This is a genomic window from Streptomyces sp. MP131-18, from assembly GCF_001984575.1.
Classification (GTDB): Bacteria; Actinomycetota; Actinomycetes; order Streptomycetales; family Streptomycetaceae; genus Streptomyces; species Streptomyces johnsoniae.
Map to the genome: position 1 here is coordinate 51119 of NZ_LZNS01000001.1, position 22094 is coordinate 73212.

Consider the following 22094-nt stretch of genomic DNA (forward strand, 5'->3'; position numbering starts at 1 on the left):
CCTGAGGAGGTGCGGGGGAGACAAATCAGGGCCGGGAAGGCCCGGTTGCCGCGGGCGCGGGCCCCGGCGGCGCGGAGGCGGCGCGGACGACGCGCAGCAGGGTGCGGGCGTCGCCGAACGCACCGGCCTTGGTGATGACGGACAGTCCGGCGGGGGTGCGCAGGTGGACGACGCCGGGTTCGGCCTCGCCCTGCACGTCGAGGGCCACAACGCCCGCGGCGAGCAGGACGGCGCGGGCCGTCTCGCCGCCGGTGACGACGAGCGTGCCGGCCGCGTCGAGCGCGGGCCGCAGGACGGCGGCGAGGCCGGCGGCGACGGCCGCGGCCCGGTCGGGGCGGACGGGCTCGGCGGGGTCGGGGAAGGCGACCACGGGCCGGTCCGCGGCGAGTTCGGCGGTGATGCGGGCCCCGGCGGCGGCCGCGGGGGCCGGCGCGGAGGGCACGGGCACGGCGAGGGCGGGCAGTTCACCGGTCAGGGTGCCGCGCTGGGCCTCGGCGACCTCGGTCCTGCTGCCGATGCAGACGAGGAAGGGACCGGCAGGGCCCGCCCGGTCGTCGGGCCGCCCGGCCGGCGCGGGCGGGCCGGGCAGGTGGTGGGCCAGGCCGCCCGAGCCGACCAGCAGCGCGGGCAGCCCGGCGGTTGCGGCCACGACCCGCGCGAGGTCCTCGTCGGTCACGGCGTCCACGACGACGGCGTCCGTGTGCGGCGCCGCGGCGGCCAGCGCGGCGGCGGCCCCGCCGTCGCGCAGGGTGGCGAGGCCGAGGGCCGCGACGGTCAGCCCCGCGGCCGTCAACTGTTCGGCGAGCGGCCTGCGTTCCTGATGGCGCGCCTCGACGGGCTCGCCGTCGATGAGGACGCGGCCGTCCCGCACGGTGCGGCCGGTTGCGGGGAACGCCGGGGCCACGACGGCGAGGTGGCGTCGGCCCGCGCGGCCGCGGAGCGCGGCGAGGGCGGCCGCCGTCTCGGGGCCGATGTTGCCGCGGAGGGTCGAGTCGATCTTCTTGTAGACGAGGGTGCCGGGCCCGGCACGGCCGACGGCCGCCCCGACGCGGGCGGCGGCGTCCGGCCCGGGCAGGTAACGGCTGTCGGTGTCGGCGGCGATCACCGTGGCGTCGGGCCATGGCGCGGCGGCGTCCAGGACGACGGTGGTGCGGGCGCGGGCGGCGAGCGCGACGGCGCTGTCGGCGGCTCCGGAGAGGTCGTCCGCGACGATCAGGACGGCGGGGTGGGCGTTCATGCGCGTCCGGTCCTGTCGACGGGCCGCTCCCGTTCTTGCGCGTTTCGCGCATCGTCGGCGGCGGGGCTCGTACCGTCTGGGTCCGTGTCGTCCCGGCCCGGGCCGGGTTTCGCGGGCGCGGGCGGCGCGGGTCCTTCGGCCGCGTCGAGTGCGGGGTCCGAGGGGTACTGGTCGGGGTGACGCCGTGGCAGGTGCCGGTAGTAGGCCAGCGTGATGACCGGCACCAGGAGCGAGGTCACGACGACGGAGGCGGCCACGAGCACGGTGGCCTTCTCCGCCGCCGCCTCGTAGGCCGGGTTGGCGGCGGCGACCAGGGCCGGCACGGCGGCGGCGTTGCCCGCGGTGGAGGCCGCGGCGAGGCCGGCCAGGCCGCTGCCGCCGACCATGCGGTCGGCGACGAAGAGGGTGCTGCCGCTGACGACCAGGACGAACAGGCCGAGCCCGACGCCGAGCAGGCCCGCCGTCCACACGGTGCCCAGGTCGATGCCGGAGCCGAGCGCGAAGCCGAAGAAGGGGATGCAGACGGGGACGGCCGGGGCGAGGAAGGCGCGCATCTGCGGGTCGAGGTTTCCGATGAGCATGCCCACGATCAGCGGCAGGATCGCGCCGAGCATGGTCTCCCAGGGGAACGCCGCGAGGCCGGCGACGCCCAGGGTGAGCATGGTGAGGAACGGCCCCGACTCCAGGCTCATCAGGGAGTACGCGGCCGCGTCCTTGGACCGCCTGAACTGGCCCATGAGCGCCATGTACAGGCCGCCGTTGGTGTCGTTGAGGGCGGCGACGACGGCGAGTGTGGAGATGCCCGCGAACGCTCCGCCGTCGACCGGGGCCTCCCCGATGAAGTGGCCGAGGACGACGCCCACGACGACCGCGACCCCGGCCTTGGTGAGCAGGAGCGTGCCGCCCTTCTTCAGAATGTAGGGCGTCGTCCTCACGTCGATCGTGGCGCCCATGCAGACGTAGAACACGGCCAGGATCGTGAGGGAGCCGGAGAACAGCGCTCCGGTGAAGGAGCCGAAGAACTCCCCGGTCCCGTCGTGAATGGTGTTGATCACCGCCCCGAGGAGGAGCGGTACCAGCATCATCCCGCCGGGTACGCGCTCCACGCTTGCCTTGATCGGAATTGCCATGGCGATCTGCCTTCCATCCACGTCCTCGTAGACCGGCCCTCGGGGAGTCGGCACGTCGGCGACCCTACGACTGTGTGCGCGTTTCGCGCAAGCTGCTCAGTTCACGCACTCAGGCGCGAGGCCACCGCGGGCGGGGCAGGACGGGAAAGGGCAGGAGTTCAGCTCAGGACGCCGGCTCCGGGCGACGGCTCAGAACGTCAGCTGAAGAGGACGTCGCTGCACAGGAAGTGGAACTCGTCCTGGTCGGCCAGCTTCCAGACGGTGAGAACGACGGCCGGGCCGCTGTGGTCCGTGGAGGCGTTCGTCCAGACCGTGTTGGTGCGGCCGGGGAGGTGGGGCTCGGGCGACGGCGCGCCCCAGTCGGGTCCGTAGCTGCCCGTCGTCAGGGTGAGTTCCAGATCGTCCCAGCTCAGCGGCTCGGTGGTGGGGTCGTAACCGGGCCGGCTGACGTAGATCCAGTAGTAGTCGGCACCGTGCATGGCGGAGTCGTGCACGGACACGGTGACGTTGTCCCAGGGGTCGGTGATCACGGTGGGGTGCCAGGAGCCGACCGCGTCCAGCGAGTCGTACCGGCCGCCCGCCGCGCCGCCCGCGCTGCACAACTGCCCGTCGGGGACGTTCCAGTTGTTGTACGGGCCGAGCCCTGCGCCGGTCTTCGACACCTGGTCCCACAGCAGCAGCGCGTCCGGGTCGTCCTGCCACGCCTGCCAGCACATGGGGTCCTGCGCCGCCAGCGCCGGGTTCTGCCAGTCGTCCGCCCACCGCAGCCAGCAGCTGTAGTTGCGGGAGGCGGGGTCGATGACCGTGCCGTGGGCGTGCGCCGGAGCCGTCCACGGCACCGTGCACAGCGCGGTGGCCAGCGCGACGACGGCGCCGCGCGACAGCCAGGAGCGGGATCTTGCAGGGTCGGCGGGTCTCATGCGGGAGTCCTCCCTCGATCGGCGGGACCACCGGCGGTGCCCGCCCGTGCCCGACAGTGTGCGCCGGGGGCCGGAAGCCGGTCAGGGTCCTTCCCGCCAAAACGCGGCGCCGGCACCGACCCGCCGAGAAGGCCGAGGCTCCGGGCGAACGGCGCGGCATCGGCGGCATGCGCACCACGCGCATCCCGTGGCCCGCCGCACCCTCCGGCGCGCCCGCCCGCTCGCCGCTGCGGGGCGGGACGGCCCGCCCCCGGACGGCCGAACTTCGTCGGCGCCGCGGCCGGCCCGCCGCCCCACCGCGCTACGGCCTGGGGGTGCCGTCCCACCGCCACGTGGTGAGCCGCGGGCGGCCGGGAAGCTCGCCGCGACCGGTGGCCCACCGGAGCGTGGGCCATGGGCCGGTGCCGGCCGGGGCATCGGGGAAGAGGCGGGCGAGGACCGGCGCGCACAGGTCGGCGGGCGGGGACCAGGGCAGGCCGAGCCCTTCGGCCAGGTCGTGGGTGTGGACCAGAATCTCCACGATCCCCATGGCTGCGAAGCCCTCCGGGTCCGAGACGCCGTTGCTGTGGTAACTGCGGACGTGCGGCGGCGTCGTGCGCACCATGGCGGCCAGGAGGGCCCCGCAGGACTCCAGGACCTGGAGCAGGCCCGCAGACCCGGCGGAACGGTCGGCGCGCACGCTGGTCGCGGGGCCGCCGGGTCTGCGGCTCCCGGTCACGAACGGCACCTCACCGTCCAGCGGCGGCGTGCGGGGACCCAGTTGGACGGCGTAGGCGAACAGGTCGTCGGCAAGGTGCTCGGCGGTTTCCCAGCAGGTCCACTCCAGCCCGCCGGCCTGGCGCTCCCAGTCCGCGCCGGACGCCTCGGCGAGGGTGGTGACGGCGAGCCGCACGGCTCGGGCGACATCGTCGGCGGTGACGGGGAGCGGGGGTGGTTGCGGCGTTCCTGGCATGGAACGCCACGCTAGCGCCCGCGGCCCGCCCGGCGGGCCCGCGACCAGGCGCCGGCCAGCAACGCGGCGGCCAGCGGCCAGCAGAGGAAGAAGGCCGGCCAGGCGGCCGTGCCTCCGGACAGCTGCGGTGTCAGCAGGACCGTCAGCCCGGTCACGGCGGCGAGCGGGCCCGCCGCGTACCAGGTGCCGGCCAGGGCCGGTCCCGAGGCGCCGAGCATGCCGCTGTGCAGGACCCAGCCGGGGAGCACCGGCCGGTGCACCGCCATCAGCGCGCCCGCGGTCAGCACCGGCGCCGCGGCGAACAGCAGGGAGACCGCGGGAACGCCGGTGGTCAGGGCCAGCGGTACCGCGAAAGGCAGTCCGGCGAGCAGCAGCACGGCGGTGGGCACCACGGCGTGGGCGAGGGTGAGCGCCGCCGCCGAGCGGGGCCACCACAGGGCCGCCCGGCGCGGGTCGTCGGCGTCGAGGCGGGCCGTTTCCACCAGCCGGGCGGCGGCCGCGTGTCCGAGGCAGGCGGCGAGGGCGGTCGGCACGAGGGCGGCGGCACCGGAGACCGCGGTGGTGGCGGCTGCCGCGGTGCACGCGGCGGCGAGGAGCAGGAGCGCCGCCGCCGGGCGGCGAGGGGCGCCGAGCAGCGCGACGGTGTCGCGCCACAGCACCGCGAGCCACAGCCGACGGGGCGGGCGCAGGCGGCGGGTCAGGCGGGCGAGCCGTCCGGGCGGGCCGGCACCGTGGGCGGCGCCCGTGGCGGCGTCCGCCATCGCGAGCCGCACGGTGCGCAGGTCCATGGCGAGCAGCCCGCCGGCGACGCGCCCGACCGCGCGGGAACGCGTGCGCAGCACGGCGGCGGGCATGCCGCTGACCAGCCGCGGCAGCGGAAGAAGGGCCACGGCCGCCGCGGCGGCGAGCAGTGCCGCGGCGACCTGCCAGTGCGGGGGGTGCGTGCCGGCCGCCGCGAGCGCGGGCTGTGCCGCCCAGCCCCACGGGCCGGACCACAGGACCGCGGTGCGCACCGCGTCGGGCGCGCCGCCGCCCGGCTCGGCCGCGTCCCGGGCGGCCAGCACGGCGAGCAGCAGCGCACCGAGCAGCGCGGGGCCCGCTGCGGCGCGTGCGAGGCGGGCGGCCGTCGCGAAACGCTGGACGGCGACGGCTCCGGCCGCGGCCAGCAGGGCGAGGCAGACGGCGGGCCCGGTGCACGCCAGGATCAGCGGGCCCGGATCGCCGAGCCGTGCCGCCGCGAGGACGAGCCCGAGGCCGAGCCCGGCGAGCAGCGCGCCGAGGCAGAGCAGGCCGAGCGACAGCAGGAACCAGGGCCGCAGCAGCGGCCACCGGGGCACCGGCATGGGCAGCAGCCAGTCGGCGTCCGGCCGGGGCAGCAGCACGGGCCCGCGCCACAGCGCGTCGCCGAATATCAGGCACAGGGCGACGAGCCCCGCCGCCACGGCGCCGAACGGCAACGCCTCGCGCACCGCTTCCTCGTGCGCGGGGAAGGGGCCGCCGTCCCTGCTGATCTGCATGGCCAGCCCGATCGCGTACAGGCCGTACCAGCTGGTGAGCAGCACGAGGGTGACGTAGGCGGCGTAGCCGGACGTGCGCCGTCGCGCGGCGCCGCGCCGGGCCCGCAGCCACAGGAGCGCCTCCGGGGCGGTCATGTCGTGTCCCCGTCGGCCTCCTCGGGCAGGACGTGCCCGGGCGGACCCTCCGCGGTGACCACGCCGCGGTCGAGCACGAGCACGCGGTCGGCGACGGCCCGGGCGAGGGCGCGGTGGTGGGTGGCGAGCAGCAGGGTGGTTCCGGCCGCGCGGCGTTCGGCGAGCCGTGCGGCCAGCCGTTCCCTGGCCGCGGGGTCGAGCCGCTGCTCGGGCTCGTCGAGCAGCAGCAGGTCCATGGGCCGCAGCAGCGCGGCGGCGAGCAGCATCTCCTGGAGCTGGCCGGAGGACAGCTCGGCGGGCAGCGCCGCAGCGCGCGCGGTCAGCCGGTGAGTCTGCAGGGCCAGGTCGATGCGCGCCTGCGGTTCGGGCACGCGATGGCCGACGGCGACCAGCTCCAGGTGCTGGCGCACGGTCAGGTCGGGGTAGCAGGCGGGTGGGTCGCCGACGACGGCGACCCTGGAGCGGATGTGCGGGTCGTCCTCGCTCATCGGCAGGCCGTCGAACGCGACGCGCCCCGTGGACGGTTCCTCGCGCCCGGCCGCGAGCCGCAGCAGCGTGGACTTGCCTGAGCCGTTGCGCCCGAGCAGGGCGACGCACTCCCCCGCGGAGACGTCGAGGTCGAGTGGGCCGAGCACCTGCTGCTCGCCGTAGGCGCGGCTGACTCCCGCAAGGCTCAACACGATGGGCCTGGTCCCCCTGTACACGGTCCCGGCGTGCTGCCGGGCGGCCTTCACCGTACGTCAGGGCGCGGCGGGCAGGGCGTTCGGGACCCGGCGGCCGGGCGGGCGTGACCGCCCGCGGCGCGGGCGTACAGGTCGTACGGGTCGGGACCGAAGCTGCTCGACGGCATGGCGACGGTGAGTCCCGCGGCGCGGGCCTCACGGGCCAGACGGACCATGTGCGTGGCCTGGCGCACGCCCGCCCAGGCGCGGCCCGTCAGGCGGAAGGCCGCCCGGCCCGCGGGAGCATGCTCGCGCGCGTACGATCGGGGGATCACCCGTCCCGACCCGCCGTGTGGAGTCGCCGTGTCCGAGGGCCCGTTGACCGCCGACTTCTGGTTCGATCCCTCGTGTCCCTACACGTGGCTGACGTCGCGGTGGATGCTGGAGGCGCAGCGCGTCCGGCCGGTGACGGTGCGGTGGCGCGTGATGAGCCTTGCGGTGCTCAACGAGGGCCGCCAGGACAATCCCGAGGGCGAGTGGGGCGACTTCCTGTGGCGGCCGGTGCGCATCTGCGCCGCGGTGGCCGAGGAGTTCGGCGAGGAGGCCCTCGGCCGGCTGTTCACGGCACTCGGGGCCCGGCTCCACGAGCGTGGCGAGTGGGACACGGCCGGGGCGGCGCTCGCCGAGGCGGGGCTGCCCGCGCGGCTGGCGTCGGCAGCCGACTCCTCCGTCTGGGACCCGGCGGTGCGCGCCTCGCATGCGGAGGCGATGGCTTTGGTCGGGCCCGAGGTCGGCACCCCGGTCATCGCGGTCGGTGGCGAACGGGGCGGCCGGGCGGCGTTCTTCGGCCCCGTCGTCGCCCCGGTGCCCCGCGGCGAGCAGGCCGGACGGCTGTGGGACGGGGTGCTGCTGCTGGCCGGGGAGCCGGGATTCCACGAGCTGAAGCGCTCGCGCCCGGAGCAGCCGCCGACCGGCTGAGCCGGCGGTCAGCCGCCGCGCGCCGGCCCCGGGGCGGCCAGCGAACCGAGCAGGGCCAGGGCGTCGGCGGAGGGGCTGCCGGGCTCCGCGTGGTGGACGACGAGCCGCTGGCCGCGCGCCCCGTCGACGGTGAACGTCTCGCAGTGCAGGTCGAGATCGCCCACCTCGGGATGGTGGAACAGCGCGGTACCGCCCAGCCTGCCGCGCATGTCGCCGCGGGCCCACAGCGTGCGGAACTCCTGACTGTGCACGGAGAGTTCGCCGACGAGCCGCACGAGACCCGGGTCGTTCGCGCAGGTGTCCGCCGCCTGCAGCAGCAGAGCGGCACACGCCGCGGCGCTGCGGCTCCAGTCGCGGTGGACGTCGCGCGCCGCCGGGTCGAGGAACGTCATGCGCGGCAGGTTGTCGGACCGGGTGAACGGGGCGTGCAGGGCGTCGGCGAGCCCGTTGCGGGCGAGGATGTCGCCGGTGCGGCCGAGGACGAAGGCGGGTGTGTCGCACCAGGTGTGGATCATCTGCCGCAGGCACCGGTCCACCCGTTCGGTGCGCACCGTGCGGGGGACGCGGCGTGCGGTCGGGGCCAAGCTGCGGAGGTGGGCCGCATGCCGCGCGTCGAGGCGCAGCGCAGCCGCCACCGCGTCGAGGACCTGCGCCGAGGGGTGCCGTTCCCTGCCCTGTTCCAGGCGCCGGTAGTAGTCGGTGCTCACTCCGGCCAGCAGGGCGACCTCTTCACGGCGCAGTCCCGGCACCCGGCGGCGGCCGGTTGCGGGCAGTCCGGCGTCCTCGGGCCGCAGCGAAGCTCGCCTGGTGCGCAGGAAGGCGCCCAGCACGTTGCCGGGGGCGGGCTCGTCTTCTCCCATGTCATCGAGGCTAGGCCGGGAAAGGGACGCCGTGGGTGCCCGAACGTGGCCGTGCGGGAACCAGGATTGCCAGGACCCGGCAGCCGCCGGGGTATGGACCGGCGGATAACACGGACATACGATGTCCCACGTCCGGCCGTACGTCCCTGGGGAGCCGATGCACGCACTCAACTCCGGGAGCCTGGCGGGTGTCTGGTCCACCGTGCTGCTGCCCGTCGTCCCGGACGAGACCATCGACTTCCGCCGCCTGGAAGCCGCGCTGGACGCCGTCCTCGGGGCGGGGGTGCACGGCGTCTACACCAACGGCACGGCCGGGGAGTTCCACACCCTGGAGGAGTCCGAGTGCGACCGGCTGCACGAGATGGTCGCCGCGCGGTGCACGGCTGCCGGCCTGCCGTTCCAGCTCGGGGCGGGCCACCCCAGCGGCCAGGTGTCGCTCGGGCGCATCAGGCGCGCCGCCGCGCTGCGGCCGGGCGCCGTTCAGGTCGTGCTGCCCGACTGGCTGCCCCTCTCCCCCGACGAGGTGCTGGACGCACTGCGGCGCATGGCGGGGGCGGCCGACGGGGTGCCGCTGGTGCTCTACAACCCGCCGTACGCGAAGACGCAGGTGAGCCGGGCGCTGCTCGCCCGCATCGCCGACGAACTGCCCGAGGTGATCGGCCTCAAGGTGCCGGGGGCCGAGGTCGCGAGCGGGCTGACGGAGCGTTTCGCGGTGTTCGTCGCGGGCCACACGCTGGCCTCGGCACGGCGCGAGGGGGCGGCCGGGTCGTACTCGAACGTGGCCTGTCTGAGCCCGGCGGGCGCGGTGCGCTGGTACGAGCTGATGACGGCCGACCCGGCGGCGGCGCTCGACGTCGAGAAGCGGTTGCGGGCCTTCCTCGACCGGCACGTCGCGCCGCTGGCGCGTGAGGGGTTCAGCGATCCGGCGCTGGACAAGGCGCTGTGCGCGGTCGGCGGCTGGGCCGAGGTCGGCACCCGCGTCCGCTGGCCGCACCGGTCGGTGCCGGAGGCGGCGGTGCCCGCGCTGCGCGAGGCGGCGGTGCGGGCCGTTCCCGAACTTCTGGCGGACCCGGTGGGCAGCCGCTGACGCCCTGGTCGCGGCGCCGCGCCGGACGGCCGTGGGGAGGGGAGGGCCCCGGCCCCGGCACGCATTCGGTGACCCGTGCGGCGGCGATTGCGTTCAGCGGCATCGCGAGGCAGGCGCCGCATACCGATTGCCCCCGGGCCCACGTCCGTGACGGGCACCCGCCCTTTTCCCGCTCCGACGCGCAGCCGGGCACACAGGTGAAAGCGGGTGCGCGAGGAGGCCATCACCCACCCCTCGCGCACCCGCGGTCCATGCGCGGGCCGGCTCAGCGGAGCCAGGGATAGCGGCGGACGAGCGCCAGCCGCTCCCACGCCCGGCCCAGGCCCCAGACCCGGCCGGCGGAGGTGGCCGCCACGACGATCATGGCGACGGCATACACGAGGTGCTGATCGACCAGCGGGTTGGACGAATTGCTGGGCGTGCCGTCCGACAGGTGCCGGGCCGGCGGGAACTCCCCGGCCCACAGGAAGAGCATCATCAGCGGGCCGGCGAACGCGGTCACGCGCAGTCCGACGCCGGCGACGAGAGCCACCCCGATGCCGAGCATGCCCGCCATGTACATCCAGTCCACCCACGTCTGACCGGCCCACGCGTTGAACGTGGACTCCATCGGGCCGCCCGACACGCTGCCCAGGTAACCTCCGGCCGGCGAGCCGCCGTTGACCCAGGCGTTGCCGGACGCGGTGGCGTAGCCGAAGCCGAAGGTCTTGTCGAGGAAGGCCCACAGGAAGATCGCACCGGTGGCGAGCCGCAGCACGGCCAGCGCCTTGCCCGCCCCCGTCGGGAACTGGACCGGCACGGGGGCCGTCCGCGGCACGGCGGGGCGCGAGTCCGCGGCGGTCAGTGAGGGGTTTCCGGTGCTCATGGCGTCACTTCCCGGGTCGTGTCCGTCCGGTGTTCGGCGGCCACCGCCGGGGGCTCGGTGCCCCAGAGCAGTTCACCGCCGTCGTACAGCGTGATGTGGGCGGCCCTGGCGGACGTCTCGCCGGCGTCCGGGTAGGACCAGTCGTTGCCGGGGTCCCAGCCGGCGCCCCCGTCGATGCGGAACTGGACCTCGGCGCGGTGCTGGGACTGGCCGCCGGGATAGATGAGCCGTCCCGAGCAGTCGATCTCCGCGTAGTAGAGGTCGTCCGAGACGTGGTGTACGCCCGCCTCCAGGCCGGGGCACTCGGAGTAGTTGCTCGTCACCGTCACCCCCGCCGGGTCGACGCCCGGCTCCAGCGTGAACCAGTAGCGCAGGGAGGCGCCGTCCAGCGACCGCGCCGGCCAGGCCGACTGGTTGCGGACGGTGGCCTTGATCTCCGTGAACGTCGCACCCGACGCGTTGAGCTCGCCCTCGACGTACAGCTCGGCGTCGTCGGGCTCCTCGGCCGGCGGGAAGCCGGCGAGCGGGGTGCCGCCATAACGCGCCGTCAGGTGGGCGAGGGCGCCGGAGAACGCCGCGTTGTAGTCGGTGGCCACCTCGTTGGCCACGTAGTCCTGGCGGCTGTCGGTGTACCGGTCGTCGGCCGAGCCGGGCCCGCCGACGAGCGCGCCGTACAGCACGTGCCGCGTCTCCTCCGGCGCGGTCAGCTGATCGGTCCAGGAGCCGTGGGCGGTGCGGTGGTGCGGGTTCTGCGGCGGGTTCTCGCCGAAGCCGACTACATAGCTGGACTCGCGCGGGTTGTCACCGAGGGCGTAGTTGATCTGCCGCTCGCCGAACTCCCGGTAGCGCTCGGCCCGTTCCGCGTCCGTTCCGGCCAGCCAGTCCGCGTAGAGCAGCGCGACGAAGGAGGTGTTGGCCGCGTACCGCAGCGACCCCCAGGTGTCCAGGACCGCCTGGCCGCCCGGCGAGTACGGCACGCGCTGCCCGTTCACCCCCGTCGTCCAGTAGTCGAGCCAGCGGTTCGCGTCCTCGACGTAAGTCTGGTCGCCGGTCTCCATGGCCAGCAGGGCATAGGCACCGTACTGCTTGTTGTCCCAGGCGATCGTCCACCGGTAACTGCGCGTCGAGGTCTGCGGCTCGGTGCCCAGCAGGTCGTATTCGCTGACGGCCTTGGCCAGGTAGGTGTCGTCGCCGGTCGCCTTGTACAGCCAGTACGCGCCCCAGACGAGCTCGTCCTGGTAGCCGGACCAGGAACGGTAGAAGTCGCCCGCGGGCACGCAGTCGGAGTAGTTGCCGCGGTGGGTGTCCGCGAACGCGTACAGCTCCTCGGCATGGCGCACCAGCGTGGCCGCGTAGCCCGGGTCGTCCCCGGCGAACAGCAGGGAGGCGGACGCCATTGCGGCCGCGGTCTCGGCCGCCACGTCCGAGCCCGGGCACTCGGCGTCGACCCGGTAGGCCGGCCGTTCCATCTGCATGACCTCGGCCGGGCCCCACCAGCGGTGGTCCTCGTGGCCGTCGCCGACCTGCGCGTAGAGCACGTCGGGCTCGGGGTGCGCCCTGATGAAGTAGTCGTTTACCCAGCGGAGATTGCTCTTCAGGTGCTCGAGCTGGCCCGCCTGCTCGTAGCCGTCCTCGGCGGCGAGGGCGCCCCAGGCCAGCATCGTCGCGGAAAAGGCCATCGGCAGGCCGAACTTCACGTGGTCACCGGCGTCGTACCAGCCGCCGGTCAGGTCAAGACCGACGTCCGCACCGTCGTTCAGACCCGAATCGCCGCGCCAGCCGACGCGGTTGTCGTCGGGCAGCGCACCCGAGCGCTGCGCCTCGTAGAAGAACATGGACTTCTGGAGCGCCTCGGCGTAGTTGTACGCGGGCACCTGTACCTGGGGCTGCGCCTGGGCGCCGCCGGAGGCCACCGGTACCAGCAGCCCGCCGCAGAGCACCGAGGCGGCGAGGACCGGGGCGAGGCCGCGGCGGAGGCCCGTGAGGCGCAACCGTCTGCGGGTTCCTGCGGGTGGTCGGTCAGTAATGGGGGGTGACATCGGTAGGCCCTTCTCCCTGCTTCGCAGTCAATGCGAGAACCGCCGCCGGGTGGTGACTGCCTCAGCACCCCGGATGGGTGATCGGCAGTCGGGTTGGGAGCGCTCCCACCCGGCGGCGGCGGCTTTATCGTCCGGAGCCGACATGGCCCCGTCAATACTCTGATCGCTTTCGACTTCGAACGGTTCACGCCCGGAGTCGCCGCACCCGCCCCGGATGACTTCACGACCCGTCGACACGGTCATCCGGGGCGGGGGTCCGTTCCGCACCTGTTCGTCCCTGACAGGCGCGGAACGGGCGGCACCCGCTGCCCACCGGACACCCCCTCCCGCAGGGGGTCCGGAGCGGCTGACACCACGGCAGGAAGCGGGGGCTGCGATCAGCTGCCGGCGCGCGTCCCAGGCGGTGACGCGCGCCGCGGGTTCACAGTCCCGCTCCCCGGCTGCGCCGGTTGAACGAGCTGCGACGGTTGACTTCCTGTATCCGCGTGCGGAGCGGCGGACGCCGATCCGCGGTGCTCCTGTCGTCCGGCCGCGGACACTGGTCCGCGGCCGCGTTCTCCTCCGGCCCGGCCCGGCCCTCGCGTCCGGGCGGCCGGCCGCCACGCCAGGCGACCTGGCAGACGGCGGAAATGCCTTGGGGGGGTGGCATGTTTGCGGCCCTTCTCGATCCTGTGCATGGGTACGAGAACCACCGCCGAGCGAGAGCGAACCGCACGGCCAATGGGAGCGCTCCCACTCAGCGGTAATGTCCCTCATAGTGGGAGCGCGTCAGGCTTCCGTCAACACCCGGCGCATTCCTTTTTCAAACAGAGAAACCGCCGGGAGGGCCGCGCCGATCCGCGCGGCCACAGGGAAGTGAACGGGCTCGGGCCCCAACAGGGTTGTTTACGCACGTGAGCGGGCCGCCCGGCTTCGTTGGTTGAACCCGGCCGGCCGGGGCCGGCGGAGTTATGCCGGACGGGGTCGCGCGTTCCGCAGCCTGATGCCGCTGAAGCCGAGGGTGCTCGCGGTTACCGCTTCCCAGAACTCCCAGAGGTTGTCCAGCACGCGCAGTTGTATCCCGGCGTCCCGGTGAAGCGCGAGGAGATCCCCGACGGGCTCGGGCGGACCCAGGGGGTGGACGCTCCGCGTCGCGACGACCGCGTGCGGCACCGGTTCGCCGATGGGCCGGAACGGGCCCGCGGGCAGCCGGTATGCGAACAGCCGCACGGTGCGGAGCCGCTCCAGCCAGCCGTACTCGATGGCGTGCACCCGACGACCGCCGCCCGGGCCCACGATGCGCAGCAGGTCGTCCTCGGTCGTGCCGGGGACGGCCCACGCCATGGCTCTGGGGCAGGCGCGCGGGAACCAGTAGCCGGGGGCGCGTGCGGCATCGACCGCCCAGACGTACGCCTCGGAACCGCGGCTGGTGGCCGCGACGTGCGGGTGGAAGAGGGTGAGGGTGGGGTCCTCGGAAAAATGGAGGACTTCACCGGGGCGCGGGCGCATGTCGGAGTTTGTACCGCATGCGCCGCAGCGGCCGACACGAACGCTGCCGCAGCGGCCGGAGGGGCAACGGTGCGCCGGACGACGGCCCGGCAGGGCGGCGCCGGGTGACGGGAACGCGCCGGGCGCGCCCGCCCGTGGCCGCGGCGCGGCGGGCGGCCGCCGCAATGCTTTTCGGCGCTTTGCAGCGAGGCTTGCCGACGATTTTCGGACAGCCGCCCGGCGTGCGCCGCCGCGTGGACAGTTCATACAATCAGCACGTCACGGACACACTCGGGTGGGTGGCGAAAACCGCGCATGCCCAGGAAAAACCCGTTGATTTTCGGCACGAACGGCCGTGACTCTTTCCAGGTTGCCCAGTTCCACCTCGCACTGACTCTGGGATGTCATGCACATTCGCGATCTTCCGCATACCGACCCCGGCGACCCGGACACGCGATCCGGGTTCCGGTTCCTGGTCTGGTTGTTCCGACGTCAGCTGGGGGGTCAGCTCAAGGCCCTGAGCTGGGGCACCCTGCACATGGCGTGCATCGCCATGCTTCCGATCAGCATGGGCCTGGCGGTGGAGTCCGTGGTGGACGAGTCCGGCGGCCGGCTGGCCATGACCGGACTTCTGCTGCTCGGCGTCACGCTGGTCATGGCGTTCGCCGACACCATGCTGCACCGTTCCGCGGTGACCAACTGGATCACCGCGGCGGCCCGCGTGCAGCAGCTGCTCGCGCGCCGCACCGCCGAGCTCGGCGGCGTGCTGACCCGGCAGGTCGCGGCCGGTGAGGTGGTCAAGGTGTCCACCGGGGACGTCGAAAAGATCGGCTGGTTCGTCGAGTCGTTCTCGCGTTTCGCCGCCGCCGTGGTCGTGACCCTGGGCGTCTGCGCAGGGCTGATCGTGTATGAGCCGCAGCTCGGGCTCATCGTGCTCGCCGGTATCGCGGCCGTGGTGCTGACCGTCTGGCCGCTCCTGCCCGCCGCGACCCGGAGGGCCGACCGGGAGCGCAGCAAGTCGGGGCGGGCGACGGAGCTGGCGTCCGACACGGTGGCGGGGCTACGGGTGCTGCGCGGCATCGGCGGCGAGGAATTGTTCCTCGACCGTTACCGTCGCGCCTCCCAGGAGGTGCGGTCCGCCTCGGTGCACAACGCCCGGATGTGGTCGCTGATCGACGCGCTCCAAGTCGTCATGCCGGGACTGCTGATGATCGTGGTGGTGTGGCAGGGTGCCCGGCTCGCCCTGGACGGTCGGCTCTCCGCCGGCGAGCTGGTCACCATCTACAGCTCGGTCAGCTTCCTGCTGTTTCCGCTCCGGCTGTTCCAGGAGGCGGCGATGGCCTTCACCTTCTCCCGGCCGTCCGCGAGGCGCGCGGTGCGCGTCCTCGGCCTCGCCCGCGAGGCGGGCCGCGGTTCGGCGGGCGGCCAGGACCGGGCGGGTCCGGCCGAGCCCCCGAGCGGCGACATGCACGATCCGGCCACCGGACTGCTGGTTCCGGCGGGACGGCTGACCGCCGTGGTGTGCGGCGATCCGAACTTCGCCGAGCGGCTGGCCGGCCGGCTCGGCGGGCACCCGGTCGAGGGCGGGGGCGAGCCGTCGGCGCTGCTCGGCGGCGTGGCCCTGGACGAGGTGCCGCTCGCTGTGGCACGCACCGCGGTGCTGGTGCAGGACAAGGACCCGGTGCTGCTGTCCGGCACGCTGCACGAACTACTGTCGGTGCCCGCCTCGGGCCGGGTGTCCGCGGGTGAGGCCCTGCGCACGGCGCAGTGCCACGACGTGCTCGCGGCGCTCGCGCGTGCCTCGGCGGACGGCAGCGGCGACCCGATGCGCACCCGCATCACCGAGCGGGGCCGCTCCCTCTCCGGCGGCCAGCGGCAGCGCCTGGCGCTGGCCCGTTCGCTGCTGACCGACCCGGAGGTGCTGGTGCTGGACGAACCGACGTCGGCCGTCGACTCGCACACGGAGGCCAGGATCGCGGAGAGCCTGCGCGGTCTGCGGTCGGGCCGGACGACCGTGGTGTTCACGTCGAGTCCGCTGCTGCTGGACCGCGCGGACCTCGTGGCCTTCGTGCACGAGGGTGCGGTGTTCGCCACCGCGTCGCACCGCGAGCTGCTGCGCAGCACCCCCGAGTACCGCGCGGTGGTCACGCGCGAGCCCGAGTCCGCTCAACTTGCCGAGGAGACCGCGTGATCGGCTTGAAACCGCCGGAGTACGACCCGGCCTCCACCGAGCATGCGACGACGCTGCCGGTGGCCGGCCGGACGACTGTCCGTGCCTACGTGGGCGAACTGATCCGCCGGCACCGGCGCGCGTTCCTTGTCCTGGTGGGCGTCAACTCGATCGCCGTGCTGGCATCCATGATCGGCCCTTATCTGCTGGGCGGAGTGGTCCAGGACCTCTCGGACGGGGTGCGGGAGCTGCATCTGGAGCGGACGGTCGCGGTGTTCGCGGTCGCGCTCGCCGTGCAGGCGTTCTTCGTGCGCATGGTGCGGCTGCGCGGCGCCGTGCTCGGGGAACGGATGCTGGCGGACCTGCGGGAGGACTTCCTGATCCGGTCCGTGGGGCTTCCGCCGGGCGTACTCGAGCGCGCGGGAACGGGCGATCTGCTGGCGCGGATCAACACCGACGTGGACCGCCTGTCGAAGGCGATGCGCGAGGCCGTGCCGCAGATGTCCATCGCGGTGGTGTGGACCGCGCTGCTGCTGGGCGGCATCGTGGTGACGGCGCCCCCGCTGATCCTGGCCGTGGTGCTGGCGGTGCCGATCCTGCTCGTCGTGTGCGTCTGGTACTTCCGGCGGGCGCCGGCGGGCTACCGTTCCGAGTCGGCCGGCTATGCGGCCGTCGCCGGGGCGCTGGCGGAGACCGTCGACGCCGGGCGGACCATCGAGGCGCATCGCCTGGAAAGCGCACGGATCGAGCTGTCGGACCGGCGCGTGGCCCAGTGGACCGCGTGGGAGCGGTACACCTTGTGGCTGCGTTCGCTGCTGATTCCGGCGATCAACATTTACCACGCGCTGACGCTGACCGGCGTGCTGCTGATCGGCGGCGCGTTCGTCCTCCAGGGCTGGATGACGGTGGGCCAGCTGACGACGGGTGCGCTGCTCGGGCAGATGCTGGTCGAGCCGGTGGGGATGATTCTGCGCTGGCTCGATGAGCTCCAGGTCGCCCAGGTGTCGTTGGCGCGGCTCGTAGGAGTGCGGGAGATCGAGGACGAGGGGGGCGACCTGTCGGTGTCGCCGGAGGGGCGCGACCTCGCGGCGGATCAGGTGCGCTTCGGCTACCTGGCCGGGTCGGACGTGCTTCACGAGGTGTCGCTCGGTGTGCCGCCCGGGACGCGGATGGCGCTGGTCGGCCCCTCGGGCGCGGGCAAGTCGACCCTCGGCCGGCTGCTGGCGGGGATCTACGCCCCGCGGGTCGGCGCGGTGACGCTGGGCGGCGCCCGGTTGTCGGGCATGACGGCGGAGCGGGTGCGGGAACACGTGGCGCTGGTCAATCAGGAGCACCACGTCTTCGTCGGGCCGCTGCGCGACAATCTGCTGCTGGCCAGGACCGACGCCACCGACGCGGAACTGTGGGCGTCGCTGACGGCCGTGGACGCACACACGTGGGTGCGGGAGCTGCCGGACGGACTCGACACGGAGGTGGGCTCGGGCGGGCTGACCGTGTCCCCGGCCCAGGCACAGCAGATCGCGCTCGCGCGGCTGGTGCTCGCCGACCCGCACACCCTGGTGCTCGACGAGGCCACCTCCCTGCTCGACCCGCGCGCCGCCCGGCATCTGGAGCGGTCACTGGCCCGGGTGCTGGAGGGGCGCACGGTCATCGCCATCGCCCACCGGCTGCACACGGCACACGATGCGGATGTGATCGCGGTCGTGGAGGACGGGCGCATCAGCGAACTGGGCAGTCACGACGAGCTGGTGGCCGCCGACGGCGCCTACGCGGCGCTGTGGCGGTCCTGGCACGGGTGATCCGCGCCGCCACGGCGCAGGCGGGTGCGGCCCGGCTCTTTGCGGGGCCGGGCCGTGCTCGCCCCGGATCAGGCGCCCATGACGACGGCGCCGACTCCGCCCGCGGCTCCGAGGATCATGAACGCGGGCATCAGCACCCGGTTCTCCACCCAGGCTCCGGCGCGGAAGCGCATGAAGCGGGGCGGGCCTATGGGGTACCAGCGCCTGCCCGCTATCGGCAGCGGCCACAGCATCGGGCAGCCGGATATGGTCAGGGAGTCGCCGAGGGTGTGGACGATCGAGCCCAGGATGATGGGCAGGCCGAGCCACAGGTAGGGCTCTCCGTCGAAGAGCCAGTCCGAGCCGTTGCCCGGCTGGTCGAGCACGCCGGCCAGGAGCCAGGCGCTCGTCGCGCCCAGCAGCCACACCAGGACGTCGCTGGAGACGCGGGCCATGCGCCACAGCAGCCCCTCGACGGCCAGCACCATGTGAATGAACAGGATGATCAGCACGGCCCAGCGGCCCCAGGTGATGGCGGCGAAGGAGAAGCCTGCTCCGATCAGCACCGCCCATATCCACGTGTGGGTGAGGGTGCGGTGGCCGCCGGTGCGGCGGCGGTCCTTCCTGCCGCGGGTCGCGTTGTAGACCCGCTCGGAGATCTTGTCGATGAGCCCGGCCAGGAGCTTGGATATGGGTCCGAAGGCTCGGGAGATGGTGGCGGATTTCTGATCGAGGTCGGGGGCGAGCGCCGCCCCCGCACAGATCAGCGTGCCCGCCACGAGTACCGGCCAGGGCATGGCATGGTCCGCCCATGCGGCGGCGGCCCCGACCCCCAGCCAGGCCATTGCTCCGGACAGTGAGTGCGCCGGTCCCATCATGGCTGCGGCCCCGCCCCTTCTTCTGTTCTGTGCTACCCCGTCGGCGGCACAGCGTAGTGCCAGTCGATCTTCGCCGTACGGGCCGGTTCCCCGTCGGGGGCCGGGTGCGGGCAGTATGGACCGGTGACCCTTATCGATCAGATGCCGACGGCCAGCGACCCGGATGCCCTTTTCGACGCCTTCTCGTCGTGGGCGGAGGAGCGGGGGATCTCCCTTTATCCCGCTCAGGAGGAGGCGCTGATCGAAGTGGTCTCCGGGGCGAACGTCGTCCTGTCCACTCCGACGGGCTCGGGGAAGTCTCTGGTGGCGGCCGGCGCGCACTTCGCGGCTCTCGCACGGGACGAGGTGACGTTCTATACGGCTCCGATCAAGGCCCTGGTCTCCGAGAAGTTTTTCGATCTGTGCAAACTCTTCGGCACGGAAAACGTCGGGATGCTCACCGGTGACGCCTCCGTCAATGCCGATGCCCCCGTGATCTGCTGCACCGCCGAGGTCCTCGCCTCGATCGCGCTGCGGGACGGCGCGCAGGCCGACATCGGCCAGGTGGTGATGGACGAATTCCACTTCTACGCCGAGCCGGACCGGGGCTGGGCGTGGCAGATTCCGCTGCTCGAACTGCCGCAGGCGCAGTTCGTCCTGATGTCCGCCACGCTCGGCGACATGTCCCGTTTCGAGGAGGACCTGACGCGCCGTACCGGGCGGCAGACGACGGTGGTGCGGTCGGCCACACGTCCGGTGCCCCTGAGCTACGAGTACCGGACGACGGCGCTGACCGAGACGCTGACGGAGCTGCTGGAGACGCATCAGGCGCCGGTGTACATCGTGCACTTCACGCAGGCCCAGGCCGTCGAGCGGGCCCAGGCGCTGACGAGCATCAACATGTGCACGCGCGCGGAGAAGGACGAAATCGCCGCGCTCATCGGCAATTTCCGCTTCACCACCAAATTCGGCAGGAATCTCTCCCGGTACGTGCGGCACGGCATCGGGGTGCATCACGCCGGGATGCTGCCGAAGTACCGCAGACTGGTGGAAAAGCTGGCGCAGGCGGGTCTGCTGAAGGTCATCTGCGGGACCGACACACTCGGGGTCGGCGTCAACGTCCCCATTCGCACAGTGCTGTTCACCGCGCTCACCAAGTACGACGGCAGCCGTGTCCGGGTGCTGCGGGCCCGCGAGTTTCACCAGATCGCCGGGCGGGCGGGGCGGGCGGGGTTCGACACCTCCGGTTTTGTCGTGGCGCAGGCGCCCGAGCACGTCGTGGAGAACGAGAAGGCGCTCGCCAAGGCGGGCGACGATCCGAAGAAGCGCCGCAAAGTGGTCCGGAAGAAGCCGCCGGAGGGCTTCATCAACTGGAGCGAGGACACCTTCCAGAGGCTGATCACCGCCGATCCGGAGCCGCTGACCTCCCGTTTCCGCGTCACCCACACGATGCTGCTGTCGATCATCGCGCGTCCGGGCGATGCCTTCGACGCGATGCGGCGGCTGCTCGAGGACAATCACGAGCCCCGTCGGCAGCAGCTGCGGCACATCCGCCGCGCCATCGCCATCTACCGCTCGCTGCTGGACGGCGGGATCGTGGAGCGCCTGGAGCAGCCCGACGAGCAGGGCCGCATCGTGCGGCTGACCGTGGATCTCCAGGCCGACTTCGCGCTGAACCAGCCCCTGTCGACGTTTGCGCTGGCCGCGTTCGAGCTGCTTGATCCGGAATCTCCTTCCTATGCGCTGGACATGGTCTCCGTCGTGGAGTCCACGCTGGACGATCCGCGCCAGATCCTCGCCGCCCAGCAGAACAAGGCCAGGGGCGAGGCGGTGGCCGCCATGAAGGCCGAGGGCGTCGAGTACGAGGAGCGGATGGAGCGGCTGATGGACATCAGCCATCCCCGCCCGTTGGAGGAGTTGCTCTTCCACGCCTTCGGCGTCTACCGCAAGAGCCATCCGTGGGTCGGTGACCACCCGCTCTCCCCCAAGTCGGTCGTGCGTGACATGTACGAGCGGGCCATGACGTTCTCCGAGCTGGTCTCGCACTACGAGCTGGCACGCACCGAGGGCATCGTGCTGCGCTACCTCGCCGGCGCCTACAAGGCCCTGGAGCACACCGTGCCGGAGGACCTGAAGTCCGAGGACTTCCAGGACATCACCGCCTGGCTCGGCGAGCTGGTGCGCCAGGTGGACTCCAGCCTCCTCGACGAGTGGGAGCAGCTGGCGAATCCGGAGAGCGAGGACGCCACCGAGGCTCAGGACCGGGCCGACCAGGTGCGGCCGGTGACCGCGAACGCCCGCGCCTTCCGGGTGCTGGTGCGCAATGCCCTCTTCCGCCGGGTGGAGCTGGCGGCGCTGGACCGGACCGGCGAACTGGGCGAGCTGGACGGCGAGTCGGGCTGGAACGCGGACGCCTGGGCGGCGGCGTTGGAGGACTACTGGCAGGAGTACGACGAAATCGGCACCGGCCCGGACGCCAGGGGCCCGCGGCTGCTGAATATCGAGGAGCGGCCCGAGGACGGCCTGTGGCGCGTGCGGCAGACCTTCGCCGATCCGGCGGGAGACCACGACTGGGGCATCTCCGCCGAGGTGGATCTGACCGCGTCGGACGCGGAGGGACGTGCGGTGATCAAGGTCATGGACGTCGGACAGCTCTGACCGCCGCACTGGCCGCCGACTGCACGGCGCGGGCCGCGGCCAGGGCGTCGAGGAGTGCGGCGCAGTACTCGCGGGCTTCGACGGGGTCGGCGGCGGTGAGCAGCGGGGCGACGACGTCCTGCTGCTCCGGGCTGAGCCGCCCGTCGATCAGCGGGGGGCGCAGCCGGAACAGCAGGCTGCGCTCCTCGGCGTCCGGCACCGCGGCGTCGAGGGCGGGGGGCTCCAGCACCGCGGCGAGTGCGGCGGCCTTCTGCCAGGGGTCCTCGGCCTGCCCGGCGAGCAGTGCCGTGCGGCGGCGGCGCCAGCGTGGGGGCCTGAGGTCCGCGCCGTGGCGCAGCAGGTCGCGCAGCTCGGCCGGGGCCGGCCCCTTGAGCAGGGCGGGATACTGCTCGGCAAAGGTCAGCAGCTCCTCGGCCGGATAGCGCCAGACAATGACCCAGTGCCGGTTCAACCGGATGTCCACCGGGTCGAAGCAGCCGACGCGGGCCAGGCGGGCGAAGCGTGCCGCGCCGATGCGCAGGAGCTCCGCGCCGCCGGTGGCGTTGACCAGCGGGAAAGGATCGCCCGGGCCGCCGGGCCGCACGTGCCGCTTGGCCGGGGCGGGCTGTGCAGCCGGGGCGGGCCGTGTGGCCCGGGGACGGGGCATCCGGGCGGCGGGCCGCCGTCCGGGGACGACGGTGTCCGGGCGGTCCGCGGTGCCGATGCCGGTGTGCGTGACATTCATCGGGGTCTCCCTCAGCGGCGATTACTCTGTGTAATCACCCTAGCGGCAGACCCCACAC

The 22094-nt window shown here is 73.5% G+C and carries 18 protein-coding genes; 5 read left to right on the forward strand and 13 right to left on the reverse strand.

Annotated elements, in window-relative coordinates; genetic code table 11:
• Positions 1-25: 25 nt before the first annotated feature.
• The 7 genes from STBA_RS00230 to STBA_RS00260 form a co-directional block, all read right to left on the reverse strand.
• Positions 26-1237 carry a four-carbon acid sugar kinase family protein gene (locus tag STBA_RS00230; protein ID WP_077057292.1) on the reverse strand — a complete coding sequence of 404 codons (1212 nt, stop codon included), beginning with the start codon at positions 1235-1237 and terminating at the stop codon, positions 26-28.
• Positions 1234-2421: a 2-keto-3-deoxygluconate permease gene (locus STBA_RS00235; RefSeq protein WP_216355892.1), complete on the reverse strand. Its 1188-nt coding sequence runs from the start codon at positions 2419-2421 to the stop codon at positions 1234-1236. Before STBA_RS00235 ends, STBA_RS00230 begins: the two co-directional genes overlap by 4 nt.
• Before the next feature lie 143 nt (positions 2422-2564).
• Positions 2565-3287, reverse strand: a complete 723-nt coding sequence (locus tag STBA_RS00240; protein ID WP_077057293.1) for a lytic polysaccharide monooxygenase auxiliary activity family 9 protein — start codon at positions 3285-3287, stop codon at positions 2565-2567.
• Between the two features lie 301 nt (positions 3288-3588).
• The gene (locus STBA_RS00245) at positions 3589-4239 is read right to left on the reverse strand and encodes a maleylpyruvate isomerase N-terminal domain-containing protein (RefSeq protein WP_077057294.1); all 651 of its coding nucleotides are present in this window, start codon (positions 4237-4239) and stop codon (positions 3589-3591) included.
• Between the two features lie 11 nt (positions 4240-4250).
• Positions 4251-5891 (reverse strand): hypothetical protein, encoded by a 1641-nt coding sequence (locus STBA_RS00250; protein ID WP_077057295.1) that lies wholly within the window; start codon positions 5889-5891, stop codon positions 4251-4253.
• Positions 5888-6571, reverse strand: coding sequence for an ABC transporter ATP-binding protein (locus tag STBA_RS00255; RefSeq protein WP_253194469.1), 684 nt, complete (start codon positions 6569-6571; stop codon positions 5888-5890). Before STBA_RS00255 ends, STBA_RS00250 begins: the two co-directional genes overlap by 4 nt.
• Before the next feature lie 50 nt (positions 6572-6621).
• The gene (locus STBA_RS00260; RefSeq protein WP_077057296.1) at positions 6622-6888 is read right to left on the reverse strand and encodes a hypothetical protein; all 267 of its coding nucleotides are present in this window, start codon (positions 6886-6888) and stop codon (positions 6622-6624) included.
• Positions 6889-6916: 28 nt separating this feature from the next.
• Here STBA_RS00260 and STBA_RS00265 point away from each other — a divergent pair, with 28 nt between their 5' ends.
• Positions 6917-7531 carry a DsbA family protein gene (locus STBA_RS00265; protein ID WP_077057297.1) on the forward strand — a complete coding sequence of 205 codons (615 nt, stop codon included), beginning with the start codon at positions 6917-6919 and terminating at the stop codon, positions 7529-7531.
• Positions 7532-7539: 8 nt separating this feature from the next.
• Here the strand turns inward: STBA_RS00265 and STBA_RS00270 are convergent, their stop codons facing one another.
• The gene (locus STBA_RS00270) at positions 7540-8391 is read right to left on the reverse strand and encodes a helix-turn-helix transcriptional regulator (protein WP_077057298.1); all 852 of its coding nucleotides are present in this window, start codon (positions 8389-8391) and stop codon (positions 7540-7542) included.
• Between the two features lie 157 nt (positions 8392-8548).
• On the opposite strand from STBA_RS00270, the gene STBA_RS00275 reads away from it, so the two are divergent.
• Positions 8549-9478 (forward strand): dihydrodipicolinate synthase family protein, encoded by a 930-nt coding sequence (locus STBA_RS00275; protein ID WP_077057299.1) that lies wholly within the window; start codon positions 8549-8551, stop codon positions 9476-9478.
• A gap of 265 nt (positions 9479-9743) precedes the next feature.
• Here STBA_RS00275 and STBA_RS36155 read toward each other — a convergent pair whose 3' ends face one another.
• The 3 genes from STBA_RS36155 to STBA_RS00290 form a co-directional block, all read right to left on the reverse strand.
• Positions 9744-10343 (reverse strand): hypothetical protein, encoded by a 600-nt coding sequence (locus STBA_RS36155; protein ID WP_216356058.1) that lies wholly within the window; start codon positions 10341-10343, stop codon positions 9744-9746.
• Entirely contained in the window at positions 10340-12334 is a 1995-nt protein-coding gene (locus STBA_RS00285) for a glycoside hydrolase family 9 protein (protein ID WP_077057300.1), read from the reverse strand. The genes STBA_RS36155 and STBA_RS00285 overlap by 4 nt, the downstream gene beginning before the upstream one ends.
• Positions 12335-13330: 996 nt before the next feature.
• The gene (locus tag STBA_RS00290; protein WP_077057301.1) at positions 13331-13870 is read right to left on the reverse strand and encodes a DUF6886 family protein; all 540 of its coding nucleotides are present in this window, start codon (positions 13868-13870) and stop codon (positions 13331-13333) included.
• 385 nt (positions 13871-14255) lie between these two features.
• Between STBA_RS00290 and STBA_RS00295 the strand changes: the two genes are divergently transcribed.
• Together STBA_RS00295 and STBA_RS00300 are read left to right on the forward strand one after the other, a co-directional pair.
• Positions 14256-16040, forward strand: a complete 1785-nt coding sequence (locus STBA_RS00295; RefSeq protein ID WP_077057302.1) for an ABC transporter ATP-binding protein — start codon at positions 14256-14258, stop codon at positions 16038-16040.
• Positions 16037-17818 carry an ABC transporter ATP-binding protein gene (locus STBA_RS00300; protein WP_077057303.1) on the forward strand — a complete coding sequence of 594 codons (1782 nt, stop codon included), beginning with the start codon at positions 16037-16039 and terminating at the stop codon, positions 17816-17818. The genes STBA_RS00295 and STBA_RS00300 overlap by 4 nt, the downstream gene beginning before the upstream one ends.
• A gap of 68 nt (positions 17819-17886) precedes the next feature.
• On the opposite strand, the gene STBA_RS00305 is transcribed toward STBA_RS00300, so the two are convergent.
• Positions 17887-18675: a metal-dependent hydrolase gene (locus STBA_RS00305; RefSeq protein ID WP_077057304.1), complete on the reverse strand. Its 789-nt coding sequence runs from the start codon at positions 18673-18675 to the stop codon at positions 17887-17889.
• A gap of 123 nt (positions 18676-18798) precedes the next feature.
• Between STBA_RS00305 and STBA_RS00310 the strand changes: the two genes are divergently transcribed.
• Positions 18799-21312: a DEAD/DEAH box helicase gene (locus STBA_RS00310; protein ID WP_077057305.1), complete on the forward strand. Its 2514-nt coding sequence runs from the start codon at positions 18799-18801 to the stop codon at positions 21310-21312.
• Here STBA_RS00310 and STBA_RS00315 read toward each other — a convergent pair.
• Entirely contained in the window at positions 21290-22036 is a 747-nt protein-coding gene (locus tag STBA_RS00315) for a DUF6397 family protein (protein ID WP_077057306.1), read from the reverse strand. The genes STBA_RS00310 and STBA_RS00315 overlap by 23 nt on opposite strands.
• Positions 22037-22094 lie beyond the last annotated feature (58 nt).

What these genes read in the sequence shown, in the direction of transcription:
- STBA_RS00230 (WP_077057292.1), bottom strand. Translation starts at nt 1,237, where the DNA reads ATGAACGCCCACCCCGCCGTCCTGATCGTCGCGGACGACCTCTCCGGA.
- STBA_RS00305 (WP_077057304.1), bottom strand. Translation starts at nt 18,675, where the DNA reads ATGATGGGACCGGCGCACTCACTGTCCGGAGCAATGGCCTGGCTGGGG.
- STBA_RS36155 (WP_216356058.1), bottom strand. Translation starts at nt 10,343, where the DNA reads ATGAGCACCGGAAACCCCTCACTGACCGCCGCGGACTCGCGCCCCGCC.
- STBA_RS00240 (WP_077057293.1), bottom strand. Translation starts at nt 3,287, where the DNA reads ATGAGACCCGCCGACCCTGCAAGATCCCGCTCCTGGCTGTCGCGCGGC.
- STBA_RS00250 (WP_077057295.1), bottom strand. Translation starts at nt 5,891, where the DNA reads ATGACCGCCCCGGAGGCGCTCCTGTGGCTGCGGGCCCGGCGCGGCGCC.
- STBA_RS00275 (WP_077057299.1), top strand. Translation starts at nt 8,549, where the DNA reads ATGCACGCACTCAACTCCGGGAGCCTGGCGGGTGTCTGGTCCACCGTG.
- STBA_RS00290 (WP_077057301.1), bottom strand. Translation starts at nt 13,870, where the DNA reads ATGCGCCCGCGCCCCGGTGAAGTCCTCCATTTTTCCGAGGACCCCACC.
- STBA_RS00270 (WP_077057298.1), bottom strand. Translation starts at nt 8,391, where the DNA reads ATGGGAGAAGACGAGCCCGCCCCCGGCAACGTGCTGGGCGCCTTCCTG.
- STBA_RS00315 (WP_077057306.1), bottom strand. Translation starts at nt 22,036, where the DNA reads ATGAATGTCACGCACACCGGCATCGGCACCGCGGACCGCCCGGACACC.
- STBA_RS00295 (WP_077057302.1), top strand. Translation starts at nt 14,256, where the DNA reads ATGCACATTCGCGATCTTCCGCATACCGACCCCGGCGACCCGGACACG.
- STBA_RS00245 (WP_077057294.1), bottom strand. Translation starts at nt 4,239, where the DNA reads ATGCCAGGAACGCCGCAACCACCCCCGCTCCCCGTCACCGCCGACGAT.